Source organism: Mycobacterium mantenii (assembly GCF_010731775.1).
Classification (GTDB): Bacteria; Actinomycetota; Actinomycetes; order Mycobacteriales; family Mycobacteriaceae; genus Mycobacterium; species Mycobacterium mantenii.
In genome coordinates this window covers 1,252,655-1,267,719 of record NZ_AP022590.1, presented here as the reverse complement: position 1 = coordinate 1,267,719, position 15,065 = coordinate 1,252,655, and the positions used below count along the sequence as shown (strand labels likewise).

Annotated in this window: 13 protein-coding genes; 2 read left to right on the top strand and 11 right to left on the bottom strand. The window is 66.8% G+C overall.

The window, feature by feature from the left end:
* Nucleotides 1-43 precede the first annotated feature (43 nt).
* The 4 genes from G6N50_RS05705 to G6N50_RS05690 form a co-directional block, all read right to left on the bottom strand.
* Nucleotides 44-970, bottom strand: coding sequence for a DUF881 domain-containing protein (locus tag G6N50_RS05705; RefSeq protein WP_083096514.1), 927 nt, complete (start codon nucleotides 968-970; stop codon nucleotides 44-46).
* On the bottom strand, nucleotides 963-1,592 hold the full coding sequence (locus G6N50_RS05700) for a CDP-alcohol phosphatidyltransferase family protein (RefSeq protein WP_083096512.1): 630 nt from the start codon (nucleotides 1,590-1,592) through the stop codon (nucleotides 963-965). The genes G6N50_RS05705 and G6N50_RS05700 overlap by 8 nt, the downstream gene beginning before the upstream one ends.
* 118 nt (nucleotides 1,593-1,710) lie before the next feature.
* Nucleotides 1,711-4,041, bottom strand: coding sequence for an accessory Sec system translocase SecA2 (gene secA2, locus G6N50_RS05695; RefSeq protein ID WP_083096510.1), 2,331 nt, complete (start codon nucleotides 4,039-4,041; stop codon nucleotides 1,711-1,713).
* A gap of 90 nt (nucleotides 4,042-4,131) precedes the next feature.
* Entirely contained in the window at nucleotides 4,132-5,775 is a 1,644-nt protein-coding gene (locus G6N50_RS05690; RefSeq protein ID WP_083096508.1) for an acetolactate synthase, read from the bottom strand.
* A 93-nt stretch (nucleotides 5,776-5,868) separates the two neighbouring features.
* On the opposite strand from G6N50_RS05690, the gene G6N50_RS05685 reads away from it, so the two are divergent.
* Complete coding sequence (locus G6N50_RS05685; RefSeq protein ID WP_083096506.1) at nucleotides 5,869-7,788, top strand: ABC transporter ATP-binding protein/permease; 1,920 nt, start codon at nucleotides 5,869-5,871, stop codon at nucleotides 7,786-7,788.
* 59 nt (nucleotides 7,789-7,847) lie between these two features.
* On the opposite strand, the gene G6N50_RS05680 is transcribed toward G6N50_RS05685, so the two are convergent.
* From G6N50_RS05680 to G6N50_RS05670, 3 genes are all read right to left on the bottom strand, one after another.
* The gene (locus tag G6N50_RS05680) at nucleotides 7,848-9,341 is read right to left on the bottom strand and encodes an FAD-binding protein (RefSeq protein WP_083096504.1); all 1,494 of its coding nucleotides are present in this window, start codon (nucleotides 9,339-9,341) and stop codon (nucleotides 7,848-7,850) included.
* 46 nt (nucleotides 9,342-9,387) lie between these two features.
* Nucleotides 9,388-9,888 (bottom strand): VOC family protein, encoded by a 501-nt coding sequence (locus G6N50_RS05675; RefSeq protein ID WP_083096501.1) that lies wholly within the window; start codon nucleotides 9,886-9,888, stop codon nucleotides 9,388-9,390.
* A gap of 130 nt (nucleotides 9,889-10,018) precedes the next feature.
* The gene (locus G6N50_RS05670) at nucleotides 10,019-10,705 is read right to left on the bottom strand and encodes a TetR/AcrR family transcriptional regulator (RefSeq protein WP_197748056.1); all 687 of its coding nucleotides are present in this window, start codon (nucleotides 10,703-10,705) and stop codon (nucleotides 10,019-10,021) included.
* A gap of 122 nt (nucleotides 10,706-10,827) precedes the next feature.
* On the opposite strand from G6N50_RS05670, the gene G6N50_RS05665 reads away from it, so the two are divergent.
* On the top strand, nucleotides 10,828-11,283 hold the full coding sequence (locus G6N50_RS05665; protein ID WP_083096496.1) for a nitroreductase family deazaflavin-dependent oxidoreductase: 456 nt from the start codon (nucleotides 10,828-10,830) through the stop codon (nucleotides 11,281-11,283).
* A 36-nt stretch (nucleotides 11,284-11,319) separates the two neighbouring features.
* Here the strand turns inward: G6N50_RS05665 and G6N50_RS05660 are convergent, their stop codons facing one another.
* From G6N50_RS05660 to G6N50_RS05645, 4 genes are all read right to left on the bottom strand, one after another.
* Nucleotides 11,320-12,000: an Rv1815 family serine proteinase gene (locus tag G6N50_RS05660; RefSeq protein ID WP_083096494.1), complete on the bottom strand. Its 681-nt coding sequence runs from the start codon at nucleotides 11,998-12,000 to the stop codon at nucleotides 11,320-11,322.
* Nucleotides 12,001-12,092: 92 nt separating this feature from the next.
* Entirely contained in the window at nucleotides 12,093-13,037 is a 945-nt protein-coding gene (locus G6N50_RS05655) for a sterol desaturase family protein (protein ID WP_083096492.1), read from the bottom strand.
* Between the two features lie 10 nt (nucleotides 13,038-13,047).
* On the bottom strand, nucleotides 13,048-14,331 hold the full coding sequence (locus G6N50_RS05650; protein ID WP_083096490.1) for a cytochrome P450: 1,284 nt from the start codon (nucleotides 14,329-14,331) through the stop codon (nucleotides 13,048-13,050).
* Nucleotides 14,332-14,593: 262 nt separating this feature from the next.
* The gene (locus tag G6N50_RS05645; protein ID WP_142275618.1) at nucleotides 14,594-15,016 is read right to left on the bottom strand and encodes a hypothetical protein; all 423 of its coding nucleotides are present in this window, start codon (nucleotides 15,014-15,016) and stop codon (nucleotides 14,594-14,596) included.
* Nucleotides 15,017-15,065 lie beyond the last annotated feature (49 nt).

The following is a 15,065-nucleotide window of genomic DNA, read 5'->3' as shown; positions in this document are numbered from 1 at the left end:
GGCCGCGTCTCGCACAGGGGAATTTGTCTGTTCAGGACTTTTCTCACTGTGGCCCAATCTGCTTGGCGAACTTGACATCCCGGATGGATCCGGCAGGCAGCGAAAGACCGTCGGCGACGTCCACCGTAACCACGACGCCGTAGGACATCTGCAGCAGCCTCAGGCGCTGCATGCCGGGGCTGTTGTCGAAGACGTCGCGCATCGAGCGCGGCGGCCCGATCGCCAACACCGTGTAGGGGCTGCTGGTCGGGTTGTTGTCGACCAGGATCGCGCCGCCGGCCTGCCGGATGGTCACATTCGGCCCGATCCGCACGCCGCCGACGGAAATGGCCTCGGCGCCGCTCGCCCACAACGAGTTGACCAGCAACTGCAAATCGCGGTCCAGGATGATCTGCCTGCTGCCGCTGACACGCTGCTTGGACACGTCGGAGAGGTTCGGGCTGGCACCGGGATCGGTCACGGTCACCTTCAGACCGGGCCCGATGACCGCCGTGCTGGCCGCGGCCAGGCTCAGCGCGTCAAGGCGTTTCAGCAGCCGCTGCCCCTCGGCGTCGTCGGCCAGGGCGTGGCGCTGCACGTCGTCGACCCGCGCCGACAGCTCGCTGCGCCGTCGGCTCAACGCGGCCGCGGAGCCCTCCGTCGACCGCACATTGCCCAGGAGCAGTTGCTGGGCGGTGCGCACCCCGGGAGCCACCGAGCGGGCCTGCGCGACCGCGGCGGCGAAGACCGTCGCGATCAGCAGCGCCGCCAACGCCTGCCAGAGCCAACCGAACACACGCTGGCGTCCGCTGCGCGGTTCGTTGGCGGCGCTGCGCTTGGCCGCCGCCGCGGCATAGCCCGGATCGAGGTGCTCGGACAGCAACGCGCGCAACAGGGACGGCACCGGGATGCGTTTGGGCCGCGACGCCACGTGCGCGCCGTGACCGGCATTGGGGTCGTAGCCGCCGAGCAGGCGGTCCACGTCAGCCATGGTCGGCCACCCTCGCCGCGGCCGACGGACGAGAACCGCGGTCGACCTTGGGCATGCGTCGCAGCACGAGAGTCATCTGCACGGCATACTGCACGAACGCCCACAGGTAGGCATACATCCCCCAGATCAGGAAGGCCCACCCACAGGCGCCGATCACGCGGCTCCACAGCGCGTCCCAAGTGCCCAGCAGCACCAGCGGAAAGCCGGACATCAACGCGAACGTCGCCGCCTTGCCGATGTAGGTCACCGGCAGCGCCGACAATCCGCGACTCCACAGCAGCGGCAGCGTCGCTGCCAACAGACCGTCGCGCGCGAGCAGGACGATGACGAACCACCACGGCACGATCCCGCTGATCGCCAGCACGATGGGCACGGCCACCATGTAGAGGCGGTCGACCGCCGGATCCAGCAGAACACCGAGCCGCGAGGACTGGTCCAGCAGCCGGGCGATCTTGCCGTCGGCCCAGTCCGAGGCGCCGCTGAACATCAGGATTGCGACCGCCCACCCGTTGGCATGCGCGACCAGCAGGGCGTAGACGAACACCGGGATCAGCGCGAGGCGGACAACGCTGAGCACGTTGGGCACCGTCAGCACCCGATTGGGCGGAAGCACCGGCTCCATGAGCCGTGACATTAGCCCGCCGACGATGCGGTCCGCAGCGCGGACCGAGCGGGAGGCAGGCAATCCGCCGAGCCCACCGACGTGTGCGCGGCTGGCCGCACATTGGGTGCCGCAGCCTCTAGCGGAAGACCCCGGGCAGGCTCAGGGTGGACAGCGTGTCGTCCGCCAGCGGGTTGTCGTTGACCATGTAAGTCCACGTCGACGTCGGCCTGGCCAGCTTGGACAGGTCCAGGCCCTGCTCCTCTTCGAGGATGTTTGCGGTTTCGAACGTCTGCTGCGCCGCCTCGACCGCGTCCGCGGCCAGCGAGGCGAACGCGTCGACGGCCAACCGGTGAAACTCGTCCAGCGGGTTCTGCCGCCCCAGCGCCCGCAGATGAATGCTCTCGCGGATGTCGGCCAGATACGCCAGATGGTCCGCCCAGCCGCGATCAAGGTGATAGAGCATGATCTGCCGGCAGATGACCTCGAGCCGTTCTTCGGAGATGCCTTCGGTCTCGGCCAGCTCCTCGTAGCGCTTGGGCGCCAGTTCGGCGAGTTCCTCACGCGCGGTTGGGTTGCGCAGCAACGTGTTACGCCGATCGACGATGATGGCGCGCTGCTGGGCGATCAGCTGGTTGTACCGCCAGGTGTTCGCGTGCACGTCCAGCATGCGGCCCTCGGCCACGCGCTGGGCGTGGTCGAGCATGCCCGCCGCCTTGGGGCTGACGATCCTGCCGTCGTCGTCGGTGTCCACCGGCAACTTGTTGTGGTCGAGGTTGGCCGCCACCACGTCGTCTTCCCAACTCGAGAAGAACACCGACGACCCCGGATCGCCCTGCCGCCCGGCACGCCCGCGCAGCTGGTTGTCCAGGCGCTGGGTGTGGTGCCGCCCGGTCCCGACGACGTGCAGCCCGCCCAGCTCGGCGACCCGGTCGTGGTCGGCTTCGTCGGAGCCACCCAGGCGGATGTCGGTGCCGCGACCGGCCATCTGGGTCGAGACGGTGACCACGCCGAACTTGCCGGCCTCGGCGATGACCTGGGCCTCCTCGGCGTCGTTCTTGGCGTTCAGCACCACCGCCGGCACGCCGCGGCGCAGCAGCCGCTCGTGCAGGTCCTCGGATTCGGCCACGTCGCGGGTGCCCACCAGCACCGGCTGCCCGGTCTCGTTCACCTCGGCGATGTGCGCCACGATCGCGTCGTTCTTGGCGGCGCCGGTGATGTACACCCGGTCCGACTCGTCTTCGCGAATGTTGGGCTTGTTCGGCGGAATCGGGGACACGCCGAGCTTGTAGAACTGGCGCAGCTGCTCGCCGGCGGCCAGCGCGGTGCCGGTCATGCCGCACACCGTCGCGTAGCGGTTGATCAGCGCCTGCACGGTGATGGTGTCGAGCACCTCACCCGTCTCGGTGGTCTCGATGCCCTCCTTGGCCTCGACCGCGGCCTGCAGGCCGTCCGGCCAGCGTTGCAGCTGCGCGATGCGCCCACGCGACGCGTTGATCAGGTGCACGGCGTCGTCGCGGACGATGTAGTGCACGTCGCGCTGCAGCAGCACGTGCGCGTGCAGCGCGACGTTCATCTCGGTCAGGGTCGTGCCGACGTGTTCCTCGGAGTACAGGTCGATCCCGCCGAGTGCCTTTTCGACCTTGCGGGCACCGACCTCGGTCAGGTGAACGTTGCGGCTGTCGGCGTCGGTGTCGTAATCGGTGCCCGCCTCCAGCTGGCCGGCCAGCTTGATGATCTCCAGCCGCGGCGTCTCCCGGTGGGTGGTTCCCGCCAACACCAGGGGCACCAGCGCCTCGTCGACCAGCACCGAGTCGGCCTCGTCGATCAGGGCCACGTCCGGGTTCGGCGATACCAGGTCGGCGACGTCGGTCACCAGCTGATCGCGGAGCACGTCGAAACCGATCTCGTTGACCGACGCGTAGGTGACGTCGCAGCCGTACGCCGTTCTGCGTTCCTCGCTGGTCGACTCGGCGGTGATCCACCCGACGGTCAACCCCATGGCCTCGATGACAGGGCCCATCCACTCCGCGTCACGACGGGCCAGGTAGTCGTTTATCGTCACCACGTGCACATGCCGTCCGGCCAGCGCGTATCCGGCCGCGGCGATCACACCGGCCAGCGTCTTGCCTTCACCGGTGGCCATCTCGATCACGTCGCCGGCCAGCATGCGCAACGCCCCCAGCAGCTGAACGTCGAACGGCCGCAACCCGGTCGTCCGCTCGCCCCCCTCCCGCGCGATGGCGAGGAACTGCGGGATGTCTTCGGACTCCGCGAGGTCGTCGAGGTTGAGCAGCCCGGCCGCTTTGCGCAGCTGCTCGTCGGTCAGACCGGCCGCCTCGTCGTCGTACTCCGACGAGTCGGTGACCTGGGTGAGCGAGCGGCTGCGGTCCTTTTCGGTGCTGGCGCCGAGCAGCTTCCAAAAGCGGCTGCTCAGCCGGCCGGGTTGAGCGCGGGTCGTCTTAGGCACAGGTCAACGGTACGCGGTGACTTCCCGGACGGGCTCAAGCCAGTCGGCGACGATGCAGGCCGCGCAGCGGCGTGAGGAGGAGCCGACTCATCAAGCCAGGTTGGACCGACGGGGATACGCGACGTCGGGGTCGGTGAGCACATTGACGACGGCGGGGAGCCCACTGGCGAAGGCACGTTCCAGCGCGGGCCGCAGCTCGCCGGGCGCGGCGACCAGTTCGCCGTGGGCGCCCAGGGCGTGGGCCACCTCGTCGTAGCGCGTCCCCGGCCGCAGCTCCGCAACCACCGAATAGCCGTACAAGGCTTCCATGGGGTGCTTTTCGAGCGCCCAGATGCCGTTGTTGCCGACCACGGACACGACCGGCACATGGTGCCGAACCAGGGTGTCCCACTCCATGCCGCTGAAGCCGAACGCGCCGTCGCCCTGCAGCAGCACCACCTGGCGATCCGGGTGGGCCAGCTTGGCGGCCAGGGCGTAGCCGGGGCCCGAACCCAGACAGCCGAAGGGGCCGCTGTCCAGCCAGCAACCCGGCTGATAGCTGTCGATCACCCGTCCGGCGTACGACCCGAAATCACCGGCGTCGATCACGACGATGGCGTCGCGGTCCAGCATGGGTGCGAGCTCCGCGTAGACCCGCATGGGGTGCAGCGGAACGCGGTCGTCGGCGAGCTCGGCCTTCTCCTTGGCGCGCGCCGCGGTCTCGGCGGTCCGCAGTTCGTCGATCCAGTCCCGGTGGTCGGCTCCCGTGGCGGGGGCCAGCGCCGCGAGAATCGTCAAGAGGTCGCCGTAGAGCTCGGCCTGCACCGGCCGCGGATGGCGTCGTTCGGGTTCGACACGGTCCGCCACGATGAGCTGGGTCTGTGCCCCGAAGACCGCGCCGAACCCGAGCCGGAAGTCCATGGGCACCCCGACGATCAGCGCAACATCGGCCTCCCCCAGGGCTTTTCCGCGAACCCGGGAGAATGCCAGCGGATGGTCGGCGGGAACCGCACCGCGGGCCATCCCGTTCATCAGCACGGGGATCTGGAGTTCCTCGGCAAGGCGTAGCAGGGCCGTCTCGCCGCGGCCCCACCAGAGGTTGGTGCCCGCCATGATCACCGGCCTCTTGGCCGAGGACAGCAGGGCGGCCGCCTGGCTCAGGGAATCGCCGTCGGGTCTGGGCCCCGCCGGCAGGTCGGCCAGCGCCCCGGGCCGGCCGTCGTCGTCGGACATGGAGAACACGTGATCCATTGGGAAGTCGACGAAACCCACCCCCGACGGCGCGCCGACCGCCGCGCGCAGCGCGTCGTCGACGAGTCGGCTGGCGTCGTCCGCCGATTGTGCGGTGGCGGCGAAGCGGGCCAGCGGCGCCACGAACGGCACATGGTCGATCTCCTGCAGAGAACCCATGCCCCAGCGCTGCGCAGGGGCCCGGCCGCCCAGCACCACCAGCGGCGACTGGTTTTGCTGGGCCGCCGCCATCGCGCTCATCCCGTTGGTGATGCCCGGACCCGCGGTCAGCGCGGCCACGCCCGGCGACCTGGTCACCTTCGACCAGCCTTCGGCGGCGAAGGTCGCGGTCTGCTCATGGCGGGTGTCGATCAGCCGGATACCCTCGTCGCGGCACCCGTCGTAAATGGAGAACAGGTGGCCGCCGGACAGGGTGAAGACGGTGTCCACACCGCTGGCCCGCAGACGCCGCGCGACGAGCCGGCCGGCGTGCAATGTTTGTGCGGGGACGGCGTCGGTAGTCATGACCGCAGCCTAACCAGATCCGTCGGGTACCTTCGCCCAAGGATTTGAAGTACAGGAGAGTCCGGCCACCTCGGCCGTAAGGAGACATCGACGATGGGCCCAAAGCCGTTCAAGCCATCGATCAACTGGTCGTCGGCACCCATCGATTCCTTGCGATGGGTCGCCATAGCGTGGGTGGTCAGCGCCATCTGCCTGTTCGGGGTGCTGCTGGCGTTCCGCTACCTCACCCCCTGGGGCCGGCAGTTCTGGCGGATCACCCGCGGCTACTTCGTCGGCGCACACAGCGTCCGGGTGTGGCTCATGCTGGGCGTGCTGCTGCTGTCGGTGCTGCTGTCGGTGCGGTTGATGGTGCTGCTCAGCTACCAGGGCAACGATCTGTACACGGCGGTGCAGAAGGCGGTGCAGGGCATCGCGGCAGGCGACGACGCGGTCAAAGCCTCAGGTATCCACGGCTTTTGGATGTCGATCGCGATTTTCAGCGTGCTGGCGGTCTTGTACGTCTTCCGGTTCATGGTGGACATCTACCTGACGCAGCGATTCATCATCGCCTGGCGCATGTGGCTGACCGCCAATCTCACCGATGACTGGCTCAGCGGCCGAGCCTATTACCGGGATCTGTTCATCGACAACACCATTGACAACCCCGACCAGCGCATCCAGCAGGACATCGACATCTTCACCGCCAACGCCGGCGGCACTCCGAACATCCCGTCGAACGGGACGGGCAGCACATTGCTGTTCGGCGCCGTCAATGCCGTTGCCTCGGTGATTTCGTTCGCCGCGATTCTGTGGAGCCTGTCCGGCAACCTGGACGTTCTGGGCATCGAGCTGCCCCGCGCGATGTTCTGGACCGTCCTGGTCTATGTCGTGATCGCCACGGTGGTGGCAATCTGGCTGGGGCATCCCCTGATCAAGCTGAGCTTCAACAACGAGAAGCTCAACGCCGCGTTCCGTTACGCCCTGGTGCGGTTGCGCGACGCCGCGGAGGCGGTGGGCTTCTACCGCGGCGAGCGGGTCGAACGCGCGCAGCTCTGGCGGCGGTTCACCCCGATCATCGACAACTACCGTAAGTTCGTTCGCCGGACGATCATCTTCAACGGCTGGAACTGGTCGGTGTCGCAGGCGATCGTGCCGTTGCCCTGGGTGATTCAGGCGCCGCGGCTGTTCGCCGGTCGGATCGACTTCGGCGACGTCGGTCAGAGTGCGACCGCGTTCGGCAACATTCAGGACTCACTGTCCTTCTTCCGTAACAACTACGACGCCTTCGCCGCGTTCAGGGCCGCGATCATCCGGTTGCACGGCTTGGTGGACGCCAACGATCAGGGCCGTGCGCTGCCAACCATTCTGGTGAAACCCAGCGAAGAGTCGACGGTCGAGCTCCGCGGCATCGAGGTGCGCACGCCGGACGGAGATCAGTTGATCGACCCGCTGGATGTCGAACTCGCGGACGGTGATTCGCTGGTGATCACCGGCCGCTCGGGTGCCGGCAAGACGACGCTGCTGCGCAGCCTGGCCGAGTTGTGGCCGTACGCCTCGGGGACCCTGTGCCGCCCGGACGCCGACAACGCGACGATGTTCTTGTCGCAGCTGCCGTATGTCCCGCTCGGCAGTCTGCGCACCGTGGTGTGCTACCCGAATTCGCCGGACAACTTCTCCGATCAGCAGCTGCGCGACGTGCTCACCAAAGTGGCCCTGGCGCCACTGATCAACCGGCTAGACGAAGACCAGGATTGGGCCAAGGTGCTGTCCCCGGGCGAGCAGCAGCGTGTCGCCTTCGCGCGCATCCTGCTCACGAAACCCAAGGCGGTGTTCCTCGACGAGGCCACCTCCGCGCTGGACGAAGGCCTGGAATTCGCGCTGTACCAATTGGTCCGGGCCGAGCTGCCCGAGTGCGTCATGGTCAGCGTGAGCCACCGTCCCACCGTCGAACAGCACCACGAGCACAAGCTCCATTTGCTCGGCGGCGGCCCGTGGCAACTGGGTCGGGTCGAAAAGGAGCCCGCGCGGGTCTAGCGCCTACGCTCCCCCGGCCCGCCGGGCCGCATGCGCTCCGGCGCGGTGTGGTGGCGCGCCTACGCTCCCCCGGCCCGCCGGGCCGCATGCGCTCCGGCGCGGCGGCCGAAGAACGACCCCTCACCCAGCTGCGTTCCGCTCGCGTAGCCCTTGCCATCCTGGGCGAGGTTCGACGCGCACGCGCCGGCGGCGTACAAACCGGGCACCACCGTGCCGTCGGCCCGTTGCACCTCGCCGTCCACCGTCACCGCAAGTCCGCCGATGGTGAATCCCGAATACATCGCCCGCCCCAGCGACAGGTCGAACACCGCCCAGGGACCGTTGTCTTGTAGCGCAAGGAATTCCGGCTGCTTGTGGAAATCGGGATCTTCGCCCGCGGCAGCTTGCTCGTTGTAACGGTCCAGCGTGGCCGCCAGGTTGCCCGCGGGAATGCCAAGTGCGGCTTCCATTTCCGCGATCGTCTCGTATCCGTCGAGGAAGCGGATCAGCGGCATGGCGGGCATCTCGGTGTGCGCCTCGTCGACGATCAGGTACGCCGTCTGGTCGGGCTGTTCCAACACGAAAGCCGAAGTGCGCGAGTGGTAGGAGTCCTCGGCGACGAAACGCTTGCCCTCTTTGTTTACGATCACGCCCGTCAGCAAAACCTCGGGTGGATAGGCAGCCGCGGTGATGAACAATTCGTCCATGTTCTTGGTCGCGCCACCCGCCGAGACGCCCATTCGGATGCCCAGCCCGTCGTCGTTGGGATTGCCCAGAATGTAGGGCGCCACCAGGCCGTGATGCTTGGTACGCCGCTGCTGGCCCAGTGCGGGGGTGTGCTCGGCGACCATCTCGGGGTTCATCGCGAATCCGCCCGCCGCGATGATGACGGACTTGGCCTTGATGGCGCCGGTCTCGGTGAAGTGTTTCCACGCGACGCCGACCACGGCGCCGTCGTCGTCGGTGACCAGGTTGGTCACCCCGGTCTCGTAGCGGATTTGCACGCCCAGGGCGTCGGCGCGTTTGAGCAGCAGGTCGACAACCATGCTCGCGCCGCCCAATTCGCCGGGCACCGGCACCGAGTGTCCGCGCGGCGCCGGCTTGGCTTGTTCGCAAAAGGGCCAGACCTTCTCGTTGCCGGTGTAGCTGAGCCCCTCGGTGCCGGGCGGGACGACCACCTTGCCCGGGTAGTAGCTGCGCTCGAACTGAAAACCCAAGTCTTCCAGCCAATTGAAGTGCTCGACGCTGCCGTCGCAGTACGCGCGGATCTTGTCGAGTTCGGGTTCGCGCGACACCGCGACCAGGTACTTGTACATCTCCTCGACGGAATCCTCTTGACCGGTCGCTTGCTGCACCGCTGTCCCGCCGCCGAGGTAAAAGTGGCCCCCCGCAAGTGAAGTGGTGCCACCTGCTGCGGCCGCGCGTTCCAGCACCAGCACCCGCGCACCGGCTGCGGCAGCGCTCACCGCGGCACACCCGCCGGCGATGCCGAACCCGATCACCACGACGTCGACGTCATCCGACCATGTGGTCACGCCATCCGCGCTGACTGTTGCCGGTATCTCCGTGCTCATTGGCGCCACTCCTTCTCATCGCTGCGCTCTGCATCGTCGCTGCGGCTCACCGCTGCTCCTGTTTGATGTAGTCGTAGAACGCCCTCATTTCGGGCGCGACGTACGCGAACTCGACATACGGCACGCCTGCCTGCGGCGCTGATAGGTACACGAACTGGATGCCGCCGGGCATCGCGCCTCGCTGCACAACCGCAGCGCCCCGCTCGGCGGCCTCGGTCACCGCCGCTTCGAGTTGCTCGGGGCTGTCGACCTCCATGCAGACGTGGTGCAGACCCGGTCCGCAATCGGACAGAAAGTCACTATAGATGTTCTCCCCGCGAACCGGTTGGATCAGCTCCAACTGCATGTCGCCGAGGTAGCTCAGCGAGATGCTGGCAACGAAGTCGGCGGGCTCGCCCCGGTAGCTGCACGCATCCGGAGCAAAGTGCACATCGGGTATGCGCACCCACTTCCGCACGCCTAACAGGCCGGTAAGAGCCGTTTCGGTGGCATTCAGGTCCGCGGTAACCCAGGCAATCTGCGTCGGCGATTCAACGGGAAGCGTCATCGTCTCGCAGAATAGTCCAGCCGCCGGGCCGCCAGAAAGTGCCCACACGACTTTGCCATGCCGTCCGCATCCGGACGGCAGAGTGCCGGGTGAACACGTTCTAATTCGGGCTGTCCGCGGCCGTGGTCCCTCACCGGTGCTGGCTCAGCACGTCCACCAGCATCCGTAGTTGGGCATCGAAGACGGCTTCCGGATCGGTCAGGGTATCGGCGCCGTATTGCCCGAACACCTCGAGGCTGATGGCCCCCAGCACCCCCGCCCACAGCAAAAAGCACTTGGCGAGGACCTGGTCGTCACCGGGGAACCCGAATTCGTGGCGAATCCGCTCGAAGTCCGATGACATCGGCTGCGGCGCAGGGTCATTCGTGAGACGGATATCGCCTGTGGCGATTCCGGCGGCCACCGCGTCGAACAGCGCCGCCACCACCCGGGTGCCCACTGCCACCGTGCGCTCGGGCGGTGCGTGATATCCGGGCACGGGACTGCCGTACAGCAGGGCCCAGCGCGCCGGGTGCGCGACGGCCCATTCCCGCGTCGCCCGCGCGATCGCGATGACATCGTCGCTCCACAGGTCCCCGACGGTTTCGCGGGCGCGCTCCACGGTGTCGGCCAGGCCGGAATAGGCGTCCACCAGCAGCAAGGTCAGCAGTTCGTCACGGCTGGACACGTAGCGGTACACCGCCGAGGACACCATGCCCAGGTCGCGGGCGATGGCCCGCACCGACAAGCCGGCCGCGCCGCGCTCCACCAGCTGGCGGCGGCCGAGTTCGATGATTCGTGCCTCGATCTGCTCCCGCGATTCCTGGCGTTTGCCCACGCGGCTAGTCTGGCACAACCGAGAACACCGCTCTTGCTTTCCGTAGCGAGTTGTGGCAGCGTGTTCCCCTCAGAGAGCACTGCTCTCTTAAATTTGACCAAGATTCGCTAAGGGGTCGCATCATGTCCACGCGATACGAGGAGCCGAACCGGGCCGCCCGGGCAGCCAACGAGGTGATCCGCTGGCTTGCCGAGGCGGGGATCAGCATCGCCGGAACCCGGGCGCTGCGCGTCCGCGGCCGCAAGACCGGAAAGCCACGCGCGGTGGTGATCAACCTGCTCACCGTGGACGGTGTGGACTACCTGGTCTCGCCGCGCGGCAACACCCAGTGGGCGCGAAATGTCCGGGCCACGGCCGTCGTGGAGGTGGGCCCACGCTGGCACCGGCGACGCGTGCGGGCCAGCGAGGTCGACGACGCGGCCAAACCCGAGTTGTTGAGGCGTTATCTGGCCAGGTGGTACTGGCAGGTCAAGGATTACGTCGGCGGGTTGACCCCGGACAGCAGCGCCGAGGAGCTCCGCGCTGTCGCGCCCACGATTCCGGTGTTCGCGCTGACCCCAGCAGACGCGGCGGGCTGACTGTCCCTAGTGCGCGTTGTCGCGCACCCCATGTCCCTAGTGCGCGTTGTCGCGCACCCCGAGGTCCTCGCGAACCTCTTGGGACGTGGCCCCCCACGACACCGCGGCCGGGAAATCACCCCAGACGCTGTTGAAGATCCCGACGAGCTGTCCCGGGCCGCCGTTGGGCGCCAGGTACACCGGGCCACCCGAGTCGCCGTTGTGACTTTGCACGCCGTGCGACATGGTGAACCAGCCGTTGTTCACGCTCTCCACCGTGCCGCAGGTTTCGCCGGTGATCACGCCGAAATGGCAGACCGGCTGCCCGGGCGCGAGCGCGAGGCCCGGGTCCGAGACCAGCGGGCGACCGCCCGGCAGGATGTTGTTCGCCATGACGCTGTTGTCCAGCACGATCGCTTCGTAATCGCTGATCACCTGGCTGGTGGACACGGTGGTCCCGCTGGGGGTGTTGTCGCGGAAGGCCGCCATCCGGCCGATCACGGTACCGCCCCGGTCCGTCACCACACCGCCCCCGCCGCGGCAGTGTCCAGCGGTGAACGCGATCTTCAGGCTAGGGTCGACGTATCCCAGCGTGCAGACGCGGTTGTCCTGGCGTATCTCCATGCCCGGATACACCACGACGTCGGCTCTGGCCGGCGCAGCCGGCAGCAAGGAGGCGAGCGCGGCGACAGTGGTCGACGCGGCGAACGTGCGCGTTGCCAGACGACGATGCACCATGAACTCCGATCCATCGGGCCGATACCGACGGGAGGGTGAGGCTACGGCGTACCCCCTCCACGCTCAGGTTTTCGCGCCGGCCGGGGCAAATGTTACAGCGAGGTCACGACCGGGGTGGCGGGGTTCGTTGCACGGGCCGTTCGCGGCAGCCAGCCGGGCGGGCCGAACACGTAACCCAGCCGGTCACGCAGGCGCGTCGCCGATCGCCAGTCGCGGGCGATCGCGACGTATTCGTGGGTCTGCAACGTCCAGATGTTGAACGTGTCCACGCGCTTGGTGAGGCCGTAATTGGGCCGGAACAGCTCGGCCTGGAAGCTTCCGAACAGCCGATCCCAGACGATGAAGATACCGCCGTAGTTCTTGTCGAGATACACCTGGTCCATGCCGTGGTGCACCCGGTGATGCGACGGTGTGTTCAACAGGAACTCGAACGGTCGGGGCAGCTTGTCGATGCGCTCGGTGTGGATCCAGAACTGGTAGATCAGGTTCAGCGAGAAACTGAAGAACACCATCCATGGCGGAATCCCCAACAGCGGCAACGGAATCCACATCAAGATCTCGCCGCTGTTGTTCCACTTCTGGCGCAGCGCGGTGGCGAAGTTGTAGTACTCGCTGGAGTGATGGGCCTGGTGCGTCGCCCAGATCAATCGCACCCGGTGCGCGATCCGGTGATAGGCGTAGTAGAGCAGATCCACTCCGAGAATCGCGATGACCCAGGTGTACCAGTGGGTGGGCGACAGGTGCCAGGGCGCCAGGTAGGCATAGATCGCGGCATAGCCGAACAACGCCAGCGTCTTCCAGCCGGCGGTGGTGGCCACCGACACCAGCCCCATCGAGATGCTCGCCACCGAGTCACGGGTGAGGTGCGTCCCCGACGCGGGCCGCGCCGAGTCGGCGGCCTCGGCCGTAAGGCGTTCCAGCTTGCGAGCCGCGGTCCATTCGAGGGTCAGCAGCAGGAGGAAGAACGGGATGGCGAACAGCACCGGGTCCCGCATCTGCGGCGGCAGCGTGGACAAGACGCCTGACAGGGCACTCACACAGGTAAGACTACGACGAACGCCGCGGGACACGGTCCGCTTTGGTCCGCGATGGCGTCTCCCGTGGCTGTTCAGGGCGATTCCCGAGGCCTCGCTTCCAGCGCAGCGGTAGGGACTTGAGCACAAATGACGACGCGGGGAAGCGGACCTCGGGCATGTAGCCTGGTAGCAGTTCGAAGTCGGAAATCTGCTCGAGCCACTCCCTGATAACGATGGTCAGCTGCATCCGCGCCAAATGCGAACCTATGCAGCGGTGCGGTCCGCCTCCGAATCCCCAATGCCGATGCATCTTGCCGTCCATGACCAGGTCGTCTGTCGAGATCGCGTCGCTGCCGTCGCGGTTGATCGCGGCAGTGCACAATCGCACCGGCGTCCCCGGGGGCAGCGTCATGCCGCCCACGTTGACGAAGTCGGTGGTAACCCGGGCCGCCATTGGCGCCGCAGGCTCGAGTCGGACGATCTCTTCGATGAAAGGCCTGATCTGGTCCGGATCACGGCGGAGCTCTCCGCGGAGCTCAGGCCTACGTGCCAATTCGAACAGCGCAAAGCCAATCGCCCCGGCCACCGTGTCCAGTCCGGACAGAATCAACAGGTGGCTCAGGCCGAGCAGTTCGAGGTCACTGAGGCCGCCCGGATCGGCCATCATCTGCGACAACATGTCAGACCCCGGCTTCTTCCGGCGTCGCTGAACAACATCGGCGAAATACGCCAACAGCTCGCACCCTCCCGGCTTGCCGGCTACGCCTGCGTCCTTCCAGCCGATCACGCTGTCTCGGTCCTCGAGTGGCAACCCGAACAGCTCCATGAACACCTGATACGGGTAGAGGCGCCCGAAATCCGCCATCGCCTCGCACTCGCCGTGGCCGGCGAGGGCAGCGATCATTTCAACGGCGTGGCGCTCCATCATGGATTGGTAATGGTTCAGCGCGTGGGGGCTGAAATACGGCTGCAGGATTTTGCGGTAGCGGGTGTGCTCGGGCGGGTCGAAGGCCGAAGGCAACACCGGTACCGGGGTGCCGGGCGGCTGGAGGGCCAGTTGCGCGGAGAAGAGGTTGGGTTGGACGAGCGCCGCCAACACATCCTTGCGGCGGGTTAGGTAATAGGCGCCATTCATGAACACGACTGCGCCGCTGTCTCGCAATATTTTCCATCCGAGGCCTCGATCGGCGCCCATCGGCAACGCGGAAGCTTCCAGTCGCGGCAGGTAGAACGCGGGCGGCGGGCTTTGGTCAATTGTCCGGCACTGGCGGACTTCTGCGGAAGTGCCCTCCGCCGCGTGCGCCCCGGAATTCATTGCTGCCACGCCTGATTCGCGTTTGTGTGGGCGGGTTGAGCTGTGCGTGCAAGCATGACTGTTACTCCAAGACAATGGATTTGAGAAATCGGCCGGCCCTGCGGCGGTGACGTCGGATCCGACGACTCGCAGCGCGGTAGCCGGGCGCGATTCGGGATGATCAGCGAAGATCCCTAGGATGCCTTCGCGCTGCGAAGCCGCATTCAGGGGCAAAGTTGTTTCGTGTCAGGCGCTCAAGGCCCGACGACGGACCGCTGACCTCTCAGCACCGAAGCACGCAAAACTGGATCAAGCGATCTCGGCTGCCGTAACCGACTTCCATTGCGGCCCTGGCGTTTTCCCCCAGCGCTGACCGCGTTGTCGCAAACGACACCGGCAATAGCATCCAGCCCGACTGAGTCGATAAGTGAATCCAACCAACCGGCCGATCCCGGGTCATCCACGTGTTGCGAAATGGCTTTTTATTCGCCGGTACGGAGCCTGGCGCGAAGCCGTGCTCCCGATCGTTGGCAAGGCGGATGTCATTACCAGGTTGCAGCCGGTCGGCGTGCGCGTCGACAGCATAATCCCGATGGGTCCACGCCGCGGGCTCCGGCATTGCGGCAGCGACTAATTGGGGACGCAATGAGGACCCGACGATCACGGCAATGAATACGCTCAGTACGACGACGAAGCCGACGGTCAACCGCCATGGTCTATTCGTAGAAGCGTCCCAAAGCCCCACAATGGCATGA

Bases quoted from the DNA above. Each gene is read 5' to 3' on its own strand.
- G6N50_RS05705 (WP_083096514.1), bottom strand. From the start codon at position 970: ATGGCTGACGTGGACCGCCTGCTCGGCGGCTACGACCCCAATGCCGGT.
- G6N50_RS05650 (WP_083096490.1), bottom strand. From the start codon at position 14,331: ATGAATTCCGGGGCGCACGCGGCGGAGGGCACTTCCGCAGAAGTCCGC.
- G6N50_RS05660 (WP_083096494.1), bottom strand. From the start codon at position 12,000: ATGGTGCATCGTCGTCTGGCAACGCGCACGTTCGCCGCGTCGACCACT.
- G6N50_RS05685 (WP_083096506.1), top strand. From the start codon at position 5,869: ATGGGCCCAAAGCCGTTCAAGCCATCGATCAACTGGTCGTCGGCACCC.
- G6N50_RS05680 (WP_083096504.1), bottom strand. From the start codon at position 9,341: ATGAGCACGGAGATACCGGCAACAGTCAGCGCGGATGGCGTGACCACA.
- G6N50_RS05675 (WP_083096501.1), bottom strand. From the start codon at position 9,888: ATGACGCTTCCCGTTGAATCGCCGACGCAGATTGCCTGGGTTACCGCG.
- G6N50_RS05665 (WP_083096496.1), top strand. From the start codon at position 10,828: ATGTCCACGCGATACGAGGAGCCGAACCGGGCCGCCCGGGCAGCCAAC.
- G6N50_RS05700 (WP_083096512.1), bottom strand. From the start codon at position 1,592: ATGGAGCCGGTGCTTCCGCCCAATCGGGTGCTGACGGTGCCCAACGTG.
- G6N50_RS05690 (WP_083096508.1), bottom strand. From the start codon at position 5,775: ATGACTACCGACGCCGTCCCCGCACAAACATTGCACGCCGGCCGGCTC.